The organism is uncultured Algoriphagus sp. (genome assembly GCF_963974365.1).
Classification (GTDB): Bacteria; Bacteroidota; Bacteroidia; order Cytophagales; family Cyclobacteriaceae; genus Algoriphagus.
The window spans coordinates 117,083-130,809 of sequence record NZ_CAXBBX010000003.1; the positions used below are offsets into that span (position 1 = coordinate 117,083).

14 protein-coding genes are annotated in these 13,727 nt (G+C 39.4%); 7 read left to right on the plus strand and 7 right to left on the minus strand.

Annotated features, from left to right (window positions below; translation table 11 throughout):
* Positions 1-31: 31 nt before the first annotated feature.
* Positions 32-976 carry a succinylglutamate desuccinylase/aspartoacylase family protein gene (locus tag AACZ87_RS05050; RefSeq protein ID WP_339865483.1) on the minus strand — a complete coding sequence of 315 codons (945 nt, stop codon included), beginning with the start codon at positions 974-976 and terminating at the stop codon, positions 32-34.
* A 76-nt stretch (positions 977-1,052) separates the two neighbouring features.
* On the opposite strand from AACZ87_RS05050, the gene murB reads away from it, so the two are divergent.
* Complete coding sequence (gene murB, locus AACZ87_RS05055; protein WP_339865485.1) at positions 1,053-2,066, plus strand: UDP-N-acetylmuramate dehydrogenase; 1,014 nt, start codon at positions 1,053-1,055, stop codon at positions 2,064-2,066.
* Here the strand turns inward: murB and AACZ87_RS05060 are convergent.
* Positions 2,063-2,545, minus strand: a complete 483-nt coding sequence (locus AACZ87_RS05060) for a dCMP deaminase family protein (RefSeq protein ID WP_339865487.1) — start codon at positions 2,543-2,545, stop codon at positions 2,063-2,065. The two genes, murB and AACZ87_RS05060, sit on opposite strands and share 4 nt — an antisense overlap.
* Positions 2,546-2,683: 138 nt before the next feature.
* Here AACZ87_RS05060 and AACZ87_RS05065 point away from each other — a divergent pair, with 138 nt between their 5' ends.
* The 5 genes from AACZ87_RS05065 to AACZ87_RS05085 all read left to right on the plus strand — a co-directional run bounded on the left by AACZ87_RS05065 (position 2,684) and on the right by AACZ87_RS05085 (position 5,001).
* Complete coding sequence (locus tag AACZ87_RS05065) at positions 2,684-3,271, plus strand: DUF4136 domain-containing protein (RefSeq protein ID WP_339865489.1); 588 nt, start codon at positions 2,684-2,686, stop codon at positions 3,269-3,271.
* Positions 3,272-3,477: 206 nt separating this feature from the next.
* Positions 3,478-3,834 (plus strand): response regulator, encoded by a 357-nt coding sequence (locus AACZ87_RS05070; protein ID WP_339865490.1) that lies wholly within the window; start codon positions 3,478-3,480, stop codon positions 3,832-3,834.
* A 266-nt stretch (positions 3,835-4,100) separates the two neighbouring features.
* Positions 4,101-4,283: a hypothetical protein gene (locus tag AACZ87_RS05075; RefSeq protein ID WP_339865492.1), complete on the plus strand. Its 183-nt coding sequence runs from the start codon at positions 4,101-4,103 to the stop codon at positions 4,281-4,283.
* Between the two features lie 71 nt (positions 4,284-4,354).
* The gene (locus AACZ87_RS05080) at positions 4,355-4,504 is read left to right on the plus strand and encodes a hypothetical protein (RefSeq protein ID WP_339865494.1); all 150 of its coding nucleotides are present in this window, start codon (positions 4,355-4,357) and stop codon (positions 4,502-4,504) included.
* Between the two features lie 56 nt (positions 4,505-4,560).
* Positions 4,561-5,001, plus strand: coding sequence for a DUF6526 family protein (locus AACZ87_RS05085; protein WP_339865841.1), 441 nt, complete (start codon positions 4,561-4,563; stop codon positions 4,999-5,001).
* A 12-nt stretch (positions 5,002-5,013) separates the two neighbouring features.
* Here the strand turns inward: AACZ87_RS05085 and AACZ87_RS05090 are convergent, their stop codons facing one another.
* From AACZ87_RS05090 to AACZ87_RS05100, 3 genes are all read right to left on the minus strand, one after another.
* Positions 5,014-6,117: a glycerate kinase gene (locus tag AACZ87_RS05090; RefSeq protein WP_339865496.1), complete on the minus strand. Its 1,104-nt coding sequence runs from the start codon at positions 6,115-6,117 to the stop codon at positions 5,014-5,016.
* 1 nt (position 6,118) lies between these two features.
* Positions 6,119-7,468, minus strand: a complete 1,350-nt coding sequence (locus tag AACZ87_RS05095; protein ID WP_339865498.1) for an alanine/glycine:cation symporter family protein — start codon at positions 7,466-7,468, stop codon at positions 6,119-6,121.
* Positions 7,469-7,622: 154 nt separating this feature from the next.
* Entirely contained in the window at positions 7,623-9,221 is a 1,599-nt protein-coding gene (locus AACZ87_RS05100; RefSeq protein WP_339865500.1) for a beta-N-acetylhexosaminidase, read from the minus strand.
* A gap of 249 nt (positions 9,222-9,470) precedes the next feature.
* Between AACZ87_RS05100 and AACZ87_RS05105 the strand changes: the two genes are divergently transcribed.
* Entirely contained in the window at positions 9,471-10,928 is a 1,458-nt protein-coding gene (locus tag AACZ87_RS05105; protein WP_339865501.1) for a Gfo/Idh/MocA family oxidoreductase, read from the plus strand.
* Positions 10,929-11,037: 109 nt separating this feature from the next.
* Here AACZ87_RS05105 and AACZ87_RS05110 read toward each other — a convergent pair whose 3' ends face one another.
* The gene (locus tag AACZ87_RS05110) at positions 11,038-12,663 is read right to left on the minus strand and encodes an OmpA family protein (RefSeq protein WP_339865503.1); all 1,626 of its coding nucleotides are present in this window, start codon (positions 12,661-12,663) and stop codon (positions 11,038-11,040) included.
* Positions 12,664-12,666: 3 nt separating this feature from the next.
* Complete coding sequence (locus AACZ87_RS05115) at positions 12,667-13,638, minus strand: deoxyhypusine synthase family protein (RefSeq protein WP_339865505.1); 972 nt, start codon at positions 13,636-13,638, stop codon at positions 12,667-12,669.
* Between the last annotated feature and the right edge of the window lie 89 nt (positions 13,639-13,727).

The window sequence follows — 13,727 nt, forward strand, 5'->3', positions numbered from 1 at the left end:
TTAGATACTACAAGGTAAATGTTTGCAATAATTATTCCTTACCAATGTGAACTAAAGCATCCCCAGTATTGATCACTGGCATATTATTCATTCCTATGATGTATCCATTTGTAGGAGATTTCACAGGAATCTTGACATGACCATAGGGATCAGAAATTCTCGCGAGAATTTGACCTTTTTTCACAGGTTCCCCTACTTTCAAACTTGAATTAAAAATTCCGGATGCTTTGGCTCTTACCCAGTTACTTTCTTTCAGAAAAATGGTTTCCTGGGGTTCAGGCGCTTCTGCCAACATACCAAGGCTAGCCAACATTCTTTTGGTACCATTCACTCCTTCTTCAATCCCATATTCATCCAGCCGCATAGATTCTCCTCCTTCAAAAACCAGGATATGCTTACGTGCTTTGAAAGCTTCCTTACGAAAGGACTTCTCTATATATTTTGAATTGACCACATAATGAGTCCCAAAGGCTTTAGCCAGCTCTACAGCAGCCTTATCCTTATAATCCACCCTCACTTGAGGGAAATTTGTAAGCATACGGCCTCCAGTGTGAAAATCAATTCCAAAATCAATCTGGGGTATGATTTCATTACTTAGTATAAAAGCAATACTTGCTGCCAAAGACCCCTTTTTACTACCCGGGAAACTTCTATTAAGATCTCTTCCGTCGGGAAAAGTTCTACTGTTTGAAAGGAAGCCGTAGATATTCACCAGTGGAATGAAAATCAAAGTTCCTTTCAGGAGTTCAAGTCCTTCATCCACTTCTTCGAGCAATCTTTTGGCTGTCACTACGCCGTTGATTTCATCTCCATGCACACCACCACTGATCAGTACCACCGGACCTTCTTCTTTGGATGATCTAATAAAAATAGGGAGGTCAATTAATGTATGGGTTGGGAGTTTGGCAATAGCAATTTCAATATTCATTGATTGACCAGGTCTTATCCTTACGCCATTAATTAATAATTCTTTCATTTATTACGCTTCAATAGGGTGATTTCATTTCGTATTGGGCCAAAATCTTGCTTATTTCGCAAGGCACTCTAGGCTTATGAATATACAAGAAAACATCTCTCTCAAGGCATACAATACGTTTGGAATTGCAAAAAATGCTCGATTTTTCGTTATAGCAAAATCCATAACTGAACTTAAAGATGCGCTGTCTTGGGCTAAAGATCAGAAGATCAATTCCTTGATTTTGGGAGGCGGGAGTAATATCCTATTAACTCAGGATCAAGATGCATTAGTCATCAAGATAGAGATTGAGGGAATTGTAATCGTTCAGGAAGATGAAGATTTCCTCTGGGTGGAAGTAGGAGCCGGAGTGAATTGGCACCAATTTGTACTTACTTCTATTGACAATAACTGGGCAGGTATCGAAAACCTATCACTAATCCCTGGTACAGTGGGTGCCTCACCCATGCAAAATATTGGGGCATATGGCGTAGAAATCAAGGATGTATTTGCTCGCCTAAAAGCCTTGAACAGAGATTCGCTGAAACTTGAAGAATTCGATGCTGATCAATGTCAATTTGGCTACAGGGAAAGTGTCTTTAAGCACGAACTGAAAGGCAAATACGTTATTTGTTCGGTTACTTTTAAATTAAAAAAGGTACCGGAATTCCATACTGAGTATGGCGCTATTCAAGAAACGCTGCAAGCTTCTGGAATAAAAGAGTTAAGCTTGAGAGCCATCTCGGATGCAGTTATTAAAATTCGTCAATCCAAACTCCCTGATCCAAAAGAAATAGGTAATTCAGGTTCATTTTTCAAAAACCCAACGATTTCTACTCAGCAGTTTGAGGCATTAAGAGATAAATATCCAACTATTCCAGGCTATCCTAATGAAGATGGAGTCAAAGTCCCAGCTGCTTGGCTTATCGAGCAATGTGAATGGAAAGGAAAACGATTTGGTGAAATAGGCGTCCATTCCAAACAACCCCTAGTTTTAGTCAATTACGGCAATGGCGATGGAGAGGAAATCAAAAACCTAGCATTGAAAATTCAACAATCAGTACTCGATAAATTCCAAATAGAAATCCACCCTGAGGTCAATTTCCTTTAAACCAACTGATCGTTGACTTCCAGTGTTTTTTCATATTTATCGACTTGCACACCAAATTTCCTCAAGAAATCCACTCCTTCGTCCGAGCCTATCCCCTTATATTCAGCGTAGGAAAAGAGGTAAATAACTCTCGATATACCCATAGAAAAAATAATTCTAGAACAGGCCAAACAGGGAGAAAGCGTCACAAATAGTGTTGATCCTTCTACTGAAGTGTTGTTTTTGACTGCATAAAGAATGGCATTCTGCTCGGCATGGAGAGCCAAAGAGCAACTTCCCTTACTATCTCGAGCACATCCCCCTTCTGGAAATTCCACATCACAATTGTGAGTCCCAGCTGGCGGACCATTATATCCTATTGAAATAATTCTAGTGTCTTTGGTGAGCACAGCGCCCACATGCTTTTTGATACAATGGGAACGTTTGGCCAAATTAACAGCCAGTTCCATGAAGATATCATCAAAATCAGGTCTAATCATTTCTTATTATTTCGCCAAAATTAGCATTTGATCCTGAAGGCAAGCAAAAATCCGGGAATAATCAGAACAAGTTTTTCGTTAAACAGTAAATTCTAACTTTCTATTTCAATCAACGTTCTGGAAGAAAAAGCAATAAATATGAAGACCCATTCTATAAACACCTACTTATTACCCATTCTAATCATACTGATACTTAGCTCTTGTAGTTCTATCGAAATTTTCAAGGAAAACACGGAAGTGCCTATTAGAAGTCCATATAAATCTTTTGTAATTATAAATAAAGAAGTAGGAATGCGTGGCTTTTCGTCTCAATTCATAGATCAACAAGTTCAAATTCATCTGCAGGAAGCATTGGAAGCTAAAGGCTTGGTATATGATAAAACTGAACCGGAATTAGTAATCAGGTATACATCTAATGAGGATCAAAGAAAAAGAGAAAGCACCCAAAACTATAATCCTTATCCGTATTGGGGATATAGGGTATGGGATCCGTGGATGTACAACCCCTACTACAACAACCGCAGTACTAATTCAAGTACATCAAACTATGAATTAGTACAGGTTATTGTAGACTTTATAGATCAGAAGGAGGATAAGTTGCTCATGACTTTAACTGGAGTGACGGAAGTCAGTAGTCAAAAGTCCAAAAGCAAGAAGGTTTTAAAAACTACAGACAAACTTATTAACTACTTCTTAGTTGAAATTGAAAATACTCAAAAACTGTAAATTGACCTTCTGTTCTGCTGTCTCCAAAAGCCGGTTGCCACTATTACACTACTTGTATTCTCCAAAAATCACTGATGGAGATGGTTGGAATCGATAAAAATTTGTCAAGTGGATAGTCTTATTTGGCTAAATATTTGTTAATTAACAATTACATAGTACTTTTGTAGTAGCTATATTGTATTTCAGCCACTTGTTTTTGCATTTTAATGTTGACGATAGTATTAATAGATGACGACCCGATCAGTACTTTTGTAACTGAAAAACTCATTTCTAGAAATGTGAAGGAGCCTTGTCAGTTTTACAAATACCAAAGCGCCAGAGCTGCTCTCCAAGAAATCTATTCAATTAAGGCTAACTACTTATTTTTAGATCTAAATATGCCTGAAATGACGGGTTGGGATTTTCTGGATAGTTTTAATTCAGATAATAATGAAGCTCAAATTTACATTTTGAGTAGTTCTGTTGACGAAAGAGACATCAACAAAGCCAGTGGCTACAGCGTTGTAAAAGATTATTTATCAAAGCCCTTGATAAAAAAATATATCAAATCGATTTTCAACTGACCCATTAAAGGGTCTTTTTTTTGCTTCACCCACCTAAGGAATTTCTGAACACTTAACTCACTTTAAACAAGTCATTTGATCGTTTAAAACTTGACTGTGGTCTTAGCTTGAAGTCTAATAGGGTTTAAGTAGATAAAAGCTTAAACTAATTAAATAGAAGAATTTTAAAAAAATTGAAAAAAAAATTATTACTCGTGTGGTGCTAATTGTTTTTTTACTTTAATTCGTACCGTTCTATTAATATAAAAACCCCTATCTAAACTACTATGGAGGATTTTGACGACGATTTCGAAGAAGATGATAACTTCAATGATGATGAAGATTTCGGAAATGATTTCGAAGATGAATATGATCTCGACGAAGACAATGAATTTGTCGACGATAATATCATGGATTTCGACGATGACGAAGAAGAAGAGGAAGATTTCGATGATGATCAGTTCGATTAACTAGTTTCCTTTGGTTAATTGGAGTTAAGAAATTATCTTCGAGCAATCTTTAGAAATTCAACAAATTGATCATGATGCTACTTGATGTATTCACGTCTCCACTTGCTGGAGGAGCCCAAACCTTCTTAGTGATTGTATGTGTATTAATCGGTCTAGGAGCCGGGATAACTGCAATAGATACCCGAAGTACTTTTACCAAAAAGAAAAAGGCTGATCATTAATACTTTATATCTTACTTAAAAGGAGGCTAACGCCTCCTTTTTTTATGTCCAATAAAATGACACCTGCTCAAAATTTCCAGAATCACGCAAAGTATTATCCGTTCCATCATTTTTTTATCATGCCTCTCGCCTTACTATTTCTAGGGTGGACCGTGATAAAAATGGATTTTAATGATTCAGATACTATTTCCCAGAGCATTTACCACTTACTGCTTGCACTTATTGTCTTATTAATCTCATATCTACCTCGTATTTATGCATTGAAAAATCAAAATAGAATCATTCGATTAGAGATGAGACAGCGATTCATGGAGCTTGCTGGAACTCCATTTTATGAGAAAGAAAAACAGCTGAGTCCTGCTCAAATTATCGCCTTGAGGTTTGCTGGAGATGATGAGATATTGGACTTGATAGAAAAATCAATTAATGAGAAAACTACTCCTAAAGAAATAAAGAAAAGTATCAAAAACTGGAAAGCCGATCACCACAGAGTTTAGATCTAGGCCAACTCAATGTACTAATGAAAACTCCTTTTTGAGCAAGTATTCGAGATTTTGCTTTGCCTTTTCCTTATATCCTAACTGTGAAAAATCAAGTTCAGGCAATGTCAGCACTTGATCAAATGCCTTTATCCCCTCTTCATTTCCAGAGGTGATTAGGTATATTTTTCTTGATTGATCACGGGCTAGTTTCATCAGTTCAAAACAGGCTTTTCCTTCGTTTGATTGACTATCATATCTTCCTTCACCTGTAACAATTAGGTCAGCCCATTTTACTTTTTCCAGTAATGAAACTTGTTCAAAAAAGTACGTTGAACCAAATTTGATTGTGGTATCAAAATACAAAGACAGCCCTAAGGCAATTCCTCCAGCTGCACCGAAACCGTCTTTATCGATGAAGTCCTTCTTATTTTTTCGAAAGAGTAACTCAACAACTGATTTACAATCTGCTACATAACTATCAAATTCAACCTTTTTAAGACCCTTCTGAGGGCCAAAAACAGGGATTGCTCCTTGATCACCGAAAAAAGTGTTTTTAACATCACAAAGGCATGTAAACTTCACTTTCGATAGCCCTGGTGTCTTTTGGATGTGACGAATTTTAGAAATAAAGTTTGGTGTAAATAAAGTCAATTCCCTACCCTTCTCATCTAAAAAGCTAATACCTAAAGAAGATAATATTCCTAAACCTAAATCCACGGTAGCACTGCCTCCTAGGCCCAACACAATTTCTCGGGCACCTAGCTCAAGTGCATTTCGTATCAGAAGCCCTGTGCCATAAGTAGAAGCGACAAAAGGATTCTTTGTCTCATTTCCTAGCAAAGCAATACCAGAAGCCGCTGAGACATCGATATATGCAATTTTAGCATGAGTATCCCAACCATAGGAACATAAAATAGGCCTGCCGTAGGGATCTAAAGTCCAAAGGTCTCTTTTCTCCAAATCAAGAATTTCCGTCAGAAGCTCACAGGTTCCATCTCCCCCATCAGCGATAGGCAGCAATTCGGTAATAATTCCTGGAAATTCCTGATGAATAATATTTTGAATAATTTCTCCAGACTCACGAGCGCTCATGGTACCTTTGAATGCGTTAGGAGAAATCAGGATATTCATGTTAGGCACTTTTCATTCTCTGAAAATAATCCTTCGCAGCTGCTCTTACTTTAGGAGCCAAATAAATTGTGGAAATCATAGTTGGGACTGCCATAATCGCGTACATACCATCTACCAAACTGATTACTACTTCTAATGAAGCTACCGCTCCTACAACAATCGTGATTAGGTAGAAATAATTGTAGTAATCTGCTCTTTTGGCTCCAAATAAATACCCAAAGCACTTGTGCCCATAGTATGAATACGTGAACATGGTAGACAATGCAAACACTAGAACTGCTATCATTAAAAGATATCTGCCATAATACGGCAGAGCCATATCAAATGCAGCAAGTGTCAACCTCACACCATCTTTCTCAGTTGACTCCCAAACACCTGTGAGCATGATAACCAGCGCCGTAAGTGTACAAACTACTACTGTGTCAATAAATGGCCCAAGCATAGCAATTAATCCTTCTCTGATCGGCTCATTATTCTTGGAAGCTCCATGTACCATGGGTGCGGTACCAATACCAGCTTCATTAGAGAATGCAGCTCTCCTTGCTCCGACTATTATTACGGCACCAACTGCCCCTCCGGCCATAGCCTCTCCAGTAAACGCATCGGTTACGATTTTCAAAAGCATATCGGGAACGTCGCCAATGTATTTGAACACGATGATGATCACGGTGACGAAGTAAAGACCAACCATGAAAGGAACCATTTTGGAGGCTACTGCGGCGATTCTCTTGATTCCGCCAAGAATTACAATTGCAACAAGAACCATCATCGTAATGCCAATAATCCATCGGGTTTTATCTCCCTCATCCAAACCAGCTGGTTCCAGAATAACTGTTCTTAGTACAGCCGTTAATTGATTAGCTTGAAAAATAGCCAGCAAACCTAAAATACCAGCGCCACAAAATATTACGGATAGAAATTTCCACTTCTTCCCCATCCCTTCTTCAATCACATACATAGGCCCACCTTGAATTTGGCCTTCAGAATCTTTTCCTCTGTACATGATAGCTAGGCTACAGGTGTAAAACTTAGTGGCCATACCCACAAATGCGGAAACCCACATCCAGAATATAGCTCCCGGACCTCCCATATTGATCGCAATTGCTACACCACTGATATTCCCTAAACCAACTGTAGCTGCAATTGCTGCTGATAATGCCTGAAAAGAGGATATCTGACCAGGTGCAAGATCATCATCATATTTACCGCTAAGTAATCCCATCGCGTGACCGATTTTTCGAAATGGAACAAAGCCAGAGTGAACCAAAAGAACCAATCCGCCGCCCATTAGGATGACAAGCATCGGTGTTCCCCATATCCAGTTTGCAAAGGAAATAATGTATTCGCCCATTAAAGTTTTCTAGTTATAGTAATCAGACAAGTTGATCGGGTGATTTTAAAATTAACATCCATATTAGGTTCATTTTAATCAAATTCAAAGAATATCGCTTTTCAAGCAATAAAAAACCCGGAGCAAGCCGGGTCTTTAAATTCATTTTGGGTGGTTACCAATTAACTTTCGGGGATCTATAGAACTCTATCCCATTGATATCCCACCGCTTACCTTGTAGAGCAATTCTGGTCTGAAAACTTTCCCAGTTTCTTCTGCTAGGAGAAGACCACGCAACTTCTGCAAGTGCGGCAATTCTTGGGAATGCCATGTATTCCAAATCTGCTCGGTTAGTAATCGTTTCTGTCCAAATCGGTGCTTCAACTCCCAAAATATCGGATTTATTAATACCATCAGCATAGGATGAGGGATCCCAATTATATGAATCATCCAACTCAATGTAAGCAGCCCAATGAAGACCAAGTCGTGAAGTAGAATCATACTGCATGTCTAAATAAGCCCGCTTTGCAGGTGACATCAAAATTTGATTTCCCTGCTCCTTGGCAAGCTTTGCATTTTCTTCCAATGCCCAAAACTGAGCTACAGAACCAGGCATTAATTCAGTTGTTGCTATTTCATCCCAACCAATGCTAGTTTTGCCATACTTGGCAACTATTTCTTGAACACGTTCTACAAAAAATATGTAGTCATTTTTCTCCGTGACATGGGATTCATCACCACCAATATGTATGTAAGGACCAGGAGTCATTTCAACCAACTCTCTTATTACATCCTCTACGAAAGTGTAAGTGATCTCTTTATTCGTAGCAAAAGTGCTGAATCCAACTTCAATACCTGTATATAGTTCTGCCGGCTCAGGGTTTTTGTCCAAAACATCAAAATCTATTTTCCCCTCAGTCATCGTGGCGAAATCTCCATCAGGCAAATTCACACCTGGATTTAACTCTGCATAAGATGCCAGCGCTGCATTGGTATGTCCTGGCATATCAATTTCCGGAACCACTGTGATAAATCGATCAGCTGCGTATTTTACAATTTCCACATAATCTGCCTGCGTATAAAAACCACCTTCTGTACCTCCAACTTCAGTTTTACCACCAATTTCAGTCAGTTTAGGCCAAGATTTAATTTCAATTCTCCAGCCTTGATCATCCGATAAGTGCAAATGAAGGTAGTTGAATTTCAAACTTCCCATTTGGTCGATGTAATGCTTCACATCGCTTACACTGAAAAAATGTCTAGCCACATCCAACATCGCACCACGATAGCCAAACTCCGGTTCATCTTCGATTGTACCGTTTGCAATAACCCATTCAGCATCTACTTTAGAGGTATTTTCGATCTCCACTGGTAAAGCTTTGATCAGGGTTTGTATTCCATAATAGAGTCCTGCTGCTGTAGTAGAAGAGATTTTCACTTGATCGCTACTAATCTCAATGCTATATTTTTCTGAAGACTCACCGCTCAACAAGCTCAATATCAAATCACCGCTAGCTGTACTAACTGGAATTTCAAACCCAGTAGCAGGACGTAATTTATCAGCTAGGAATTCTCCTACCCTCGCCAAATCATCACCTGAACCTACCAATTGAATCGAAGCTCCTGGCTCTAATTCAAAAACTCCAGAGGTGGAAGTTATCGAGGTTGGGATAGGTATTATTCCTGCCTCATCAAGTTTTATTGAATTGGGAGAGTCACAAGAACTAAAAGAAAATACTGCCAAAGCAGCTAATGACCACAATGTATGTTTCATGAGATAAAGATTTGAGTAAACTTAATCTATTTTTTATAAAAAGTTAATTCAACCTAATTGATTTTATAAAGTAAGAGAATAAAAGCTGATTAATGAGCTTAAATAATTGGATGCATATCAATTTTGATGAATGGACTGAAGATTGTGACTTGTTTTTAATAATTTCAAATTTCACTTAGTCTACAAATTAAACCGAATCAATAAGTGTCCTATTGATCAAAAACCCTCTTTAACATAACTATCAATCTCATGAAAAGTGATGGCTCAAATTCCGGGAATTCCCGGAGAAAATTCCTAAAAGGTTCGGCGTTAGCTGCCGCCGGATTTTACATTGTACCCAGAAATGTCTTAGGTGGCCCTGGATTTATAGCACCCAGTGATAAACTTCGAGTAGCAAGTATTGGTGTAGGTGGAATGGGTGGAAGTGATGTCCGTGGCATCACCCGAACAGAAAAAGTTGACTTCATTGCATTGTGCGATGTAGATGATTCCAGAGCCAAAGGCAGTAGAGAGCTACATCCAAAGGCTAACTATTACAAAGATTACCGCGAAATGCTCGATAAAGAAGGTAAAAACATCGATGCAGTTTCAGTATCAACCCCAGATCATACGCATGCAGTAGCAGCAATGGCAGCCATGAAAATGGGGAAACATGTATATGTACAAAAACCACTTGCTCATGATATCTATGAAGCAAGAATGCTCACTCAAGCAGCAGAAAAATATAAGGTAGTAACCCAAATGGGAAACCAGGGTTCGTCTGGAGATGGCGTTAGAAAAATGGTGGAATGGTATGATGCGGGGTTGATTGGAGAGGCCACTAAAGTTTACACTTGGACAAATAGGCCAGTTTGGCCTCAAGGTATACAATGGCCAAAAGAGCCTGTCACTCCTCCTACTGATCTGGATTGGGATCTGTGGCTTGGGACAGCACCTTACAAAGATTATGTAGGCAATCTTGTACCGTTTAACTGGAGAGGTTGGTGGGATTATGGTACAGGCGCTCTAGGAGATATGGCCTGTCATATCATGGAACCTCCATTCCGAGTGCTAGGATTAGGATATCCTAAATCAGCAGAATGTTCTGTGGGATCAGTCTATGTGGGAGAATTTCAAAGAGGATATTTCCCTGAAAGCTGTCCACCATCATCGCATATAACATTGCGCTTTGACAGACCTGGAAAAGAAGACCTTGAATTCCATTGGATGGACGGCGGAATTCAACCGAATAGACCTGAAGAGCTAGCTCCAAATGAGCAAATGGGTGATGGGGGAAACGGGGTAATCATAGAAGGAACCAAGGGAAAAATGATGTGCTCCACCTATGGAATTAACCCTCAGCTTCTTCCTACTTCAAAAACAAAAGATATTAATGTACCTGAAACTCTCTACCGAGTACCTGGAGGTGATAATGGGCATTACAAGAATTGGGTTGAAGCCTGTATCGCCGGTCATGGGTCTGAGGAATACAAAAACTTGAGCTCTCCTTTTTCTATCGCTGGTCCTCTTACCGAATCAGTGTTGATGGGAAATCTAGCCATTAGAAGCTATGACTACAGAGCTCCGAAACCAGACAATGCAAATGAATTTGATTACCCAGGAAGAGGAATCAAGTTGGTTTGGGATGGTCCAAATATGCAGGTGACTAATTTTGAACCCGCCAATCAATTTGTAAAGAGAGATTACAGAGGAGACTTTTCTCTATAAATCTAAAAGGGCTTTGAAAGTTGATTTCAAAGCCCTTTTTTATAAACAATCAATACTTACTAATAATTTTCATATCAAAGTGAGACTGAAAACTCACACTGGCAACTATTTATTGTTCTACTTCTAGTTCAACCCTTCTATTTTTTGATCTTCCAACTTCAGTGGCGTTGGACGCTTTTGGTCTTGTCCCACCCCATCCAGAAATCCGAAGGCTTTCAAAAGGAACTCCCTGAGTAATCAAGAAATCTCTTACACTTCCTGCTCTCTCCAACGATAAAGCTTTATTTAAGCCAGGATCACCAGCACTATCCGTGTGACCATGGATTCTTAGTTTCATTTGCGGATTTTCTACTAGGAATTCAGCCAATTCAGTCAAGGAACTTTTGGTCCCGTCACCTTCTAATTCAGCTGTACCTCTTTTGAAATTCACATTATCCAACAAGATCATGTTTCCAGATTCTGCTTTGGTCATTAGCACAACTGTTGGTTCAGTCGTCTTAAGCTCAGTTAACGATACAGTTTTAGGGAAATAACCACTTGCATTAATCTTAATTTTTCCTACTTGTGCATTCGATAAATCGGACAATAAGATTGAATCAGCAGCTGTTTTAGAAATAAGATTGCCGCCTTCTTTCCAATTGATTGTAAATGGAACCAATGTCTTATTTTTTGCATCAACTACGAACCAAGAAATGGGGCTTTCTTTTGGTTGTGCCATCTCTTCAGTCACTTTTACTTCAAGAAAACCAACTGACGAGGCAGGATAAATTGGGACAATTGAAACAGTTTTTGTCTTGGCGACCGTTGAATTCGGAGCGATTGGTTCGGGATCAGGAGCGGCAAATTCCTCAGGAATTGTCAATGGAATCACGGTTTCGAAAGTCAATAAATCCGCAAAGCCATCGCTATTCTGGGTGCTTGTCCAAACAACCTCTTCTTCATTGATAAACGTGACGGAAACCTCAGAACCGGGAGAACTAACCTGTTCCCATTTTACTGGCTTACTCCAAGTGCCCCATCCTTCACTCATTTGTTTGGCGATAAAAATATCTTTGCCGTTTGCACCTTCATGCATGTTGGAAGAGAAGTATAATTGCTTTGATTTAACATCAAAAAACGGACTCATTTCCTGCCCGGTTGTATTTACAGCTGAACCTATATTTACAGGCTTTGACCATTCTATAGGCCCAATTTTCTCACTAACGTAGATATCTTCATTCCCTTTGGAATCTTTGGCTTTTCCTGAAAGGAAGATTACTTTTCCACCTGAAGCTACTCTCCCCGTCACTTGTCCAGAAAGCCCATCCAGACTGGCCATATTCACCTGACGAAGGAAATTCCAGTCTGTTCCAAATTTCGAATATTGGTAAATCCCAAATCTGGATCCTCCTGTATGATAAACTAGTAGCGTCAGATAATCCTCCAAACCTAAGGAAAAATCATAGCCATCTGTGCTCAGATCGGCACGGTGAACAGCTTCTTCCCAACCGCCAGATTCTGACTTTTTAGTCATCCAGATATCACCTGGGTCAGTGACGCCTCCTACATTATTCGGATGAAAAGCTCGGGTAAATAATAAGGTGTTATCTCCTATCCACACTGGATTGTTATCGTCCTGCGGACTATTGGCACCAGATAGCGACACTACTGTCTGGGCTTGGAGATGGAATGAAATGCAAAAAGCAAGTAGCATTACACCACTTGCTTTTTTAACTACGTTATTGAATTTTCTCATAATTTATTGATCCAGCACAATGGCAAATACCAAAGGTGCTACGATCGTTGCATCAGACTCGATAATGAATTTCGGAGTATCGATTCCTAGTTTGCCCCAAGTGATTTTTTCATTTGGCACAGCACCAGAATACGAACCATAAGAAGTGGTCGAATCAGAAATCTGGCAGAAATAGCCCCAAAGCGGCACATTCTCTCTTTGCAAATCCTGATGCAACATCGGCACCACACATATAGGGAAGTCTCCTGCAATTCCCCCGCCAATTTGGAAAAATCCAATAGTACTTTCGTCAGTTGCGGTATTTGTATACCATTCTGCTAGGTACATCATGTACTCAATTCCACTTCGAACTGTGTGTACATTCTTCACATCTCCAGAGATCACATGACCTGCAAACATATTTCCCAAGGTAGAATCTTCCCATCCTGGAACGATAATCGGAATATTCTTTTTAGCTGCTTCTAGCAACCAACTGTCCTTCGGGTCGATTTGATAAGAATCTTCTAATTTCCCAGAAAGTAGGATTTTATAGAAAAATTCGTGCGGGAAAAATGCCTCTCCAGCTTGGTCAGCTTTCACCCACTCCTCCAAAATCACATTTTCAATTCTTCGCATGGCTTCCATTTCCGGAATACAGGTATCAGTCACACGGTTCATATGTCTTTCTACCAAATCCTGCTCCTGAGCTGGAGTAAGCTCGCGGTAATTAGGAATACGCTCATAATAATCATGCGCGACCAAATTGAACACATCCTCTTCCAAGTTTGCACCGGTACAAGTGATGATTTGGATTTTATCCTGACGAATCATTTCCGCAAGAGAAATACCCAGTTCAGCTGTAGACATTGCTCCAGCTAGAGTTACCATCATTTTACCACCATTGTCCAAATGGCTCTTGTACCCTTCAGCAGCATCAATCAAAGCTGCAGCATTGAAGTGGCGGTAATTATGTTTTAAAAATTCAGTGATTTTCATTCTATAAATTTTCGTTAGAGAGCAGCAAAAATACCCATTTTTTCGCACAAAAAAACCCAGCCTAAGCCGGGTTTTACTAATTGGAGTAG

What these genes read in the sequence shown, in the direction of transcription:
- AACZ87_RS05050 (WP_339865483.1), bottom strand. Translation starts at nt 976, where the DNA reads ATGAAAGAATTATTAATTAATGGCGTAAGGATAAGACCTGGTCAATCA.
- murB (WP_339865485.1), top strand. Translation starts at nt 1,053, where the DNA reads ATGAATATACAAGAAAACATCTCTCTCAAGGCATACAATACGTTTGGA.
- AACZ87_RS05060 (WP_339865487.1), bottom strand. Translation starts at nt 2,545, where the DNA reads ATGATTAGACCTGATTTTGATGATATCTTCATGGAACTGGCTGTTAAT.
- AACZ87_RS05065 (WP_339865489.1), top strand. Translation starts at nt 2,684, where the DNA reads ATGAAGACCCATTCTATAAACACCTACTTATTACCCATTCTAATCATA.
- AACZ87_RS05070 (WP_339865490.1), top strand. Translation starts at nt 3,478, where the DNA reads ATGTTGACGATAGTATTAATAGATGACGACCCGATCAGTACTTTTGTA.
- AACZ87_RS05075 (WP_339865492.1), top strand. Translation starts at nt 4,101, where the DNA reads ATGGAGGATTTTGACGACGATTTCGAAGAAGATGATAACTTCAATGAT.
- AACZ87_RS05080 (WP_339865494.1), top strand. Translation starts at nt 4,355, where the DNA reads ATGATGCTACTTGATGTATTCACGTCTCCACTTGCTGGAGGAGCCCAA.
- AACZ87_RS05085 (WP_339865841.1), top strand. Translation starts at nt 4,561, where the DNA reads ATGACACCTGCTCAAAATTTCCAGAATCACGCAAAGTATTATCCGTTC.
- AACZ87_RS05090 (WP_339865496.1), bottom strand. Translation starts at nt 6,117, where the DNA reads ATGAATATCCTGATTTCTCCTAACGCATTCAAAGGTACCATGAGCGCT.
- AACZ87_RS05095 (WP_339865498.1), bottom strand. Translation starts at nt 7,468, where the DNA reads ATGGGCGAATACATTATTTCCTTTGCAAACTGGATATGGGGAACACCG.
- AACZ87_RS05100 (WP_339865500.1), bottom strand. Translation starts at nt 9,221, where the DNA reads ATGAAACATACATTGTGGTCATTAGCTGCTTTGGCAGTATTTTCTTTT.
- AACZ87_RS05105 (WP_339865501.1), top strand. Translation starts at nt 9,471, where the DNA reads ATGAAAAGTGATGGCTCAAATTCCGGGAATTCCCGGAGAAAATTCCTA.
- AACZ87_RS05110 (WP_339865503.1), bottom strand. Translation starts at nt 12,663, where the DNA reads ATGAGAAAATTCAATAACGTAGTTAAAAAAGCAAGTGGTGTAATGCTA.
- AACZ87_RS05115 (WP_339865505.1), bottom strand. Translation starts at nt 13,638, where the DNA reads ATGAAAATCACTGAATTTTTAAAACATAATTACCGCCACTTCAATGCT.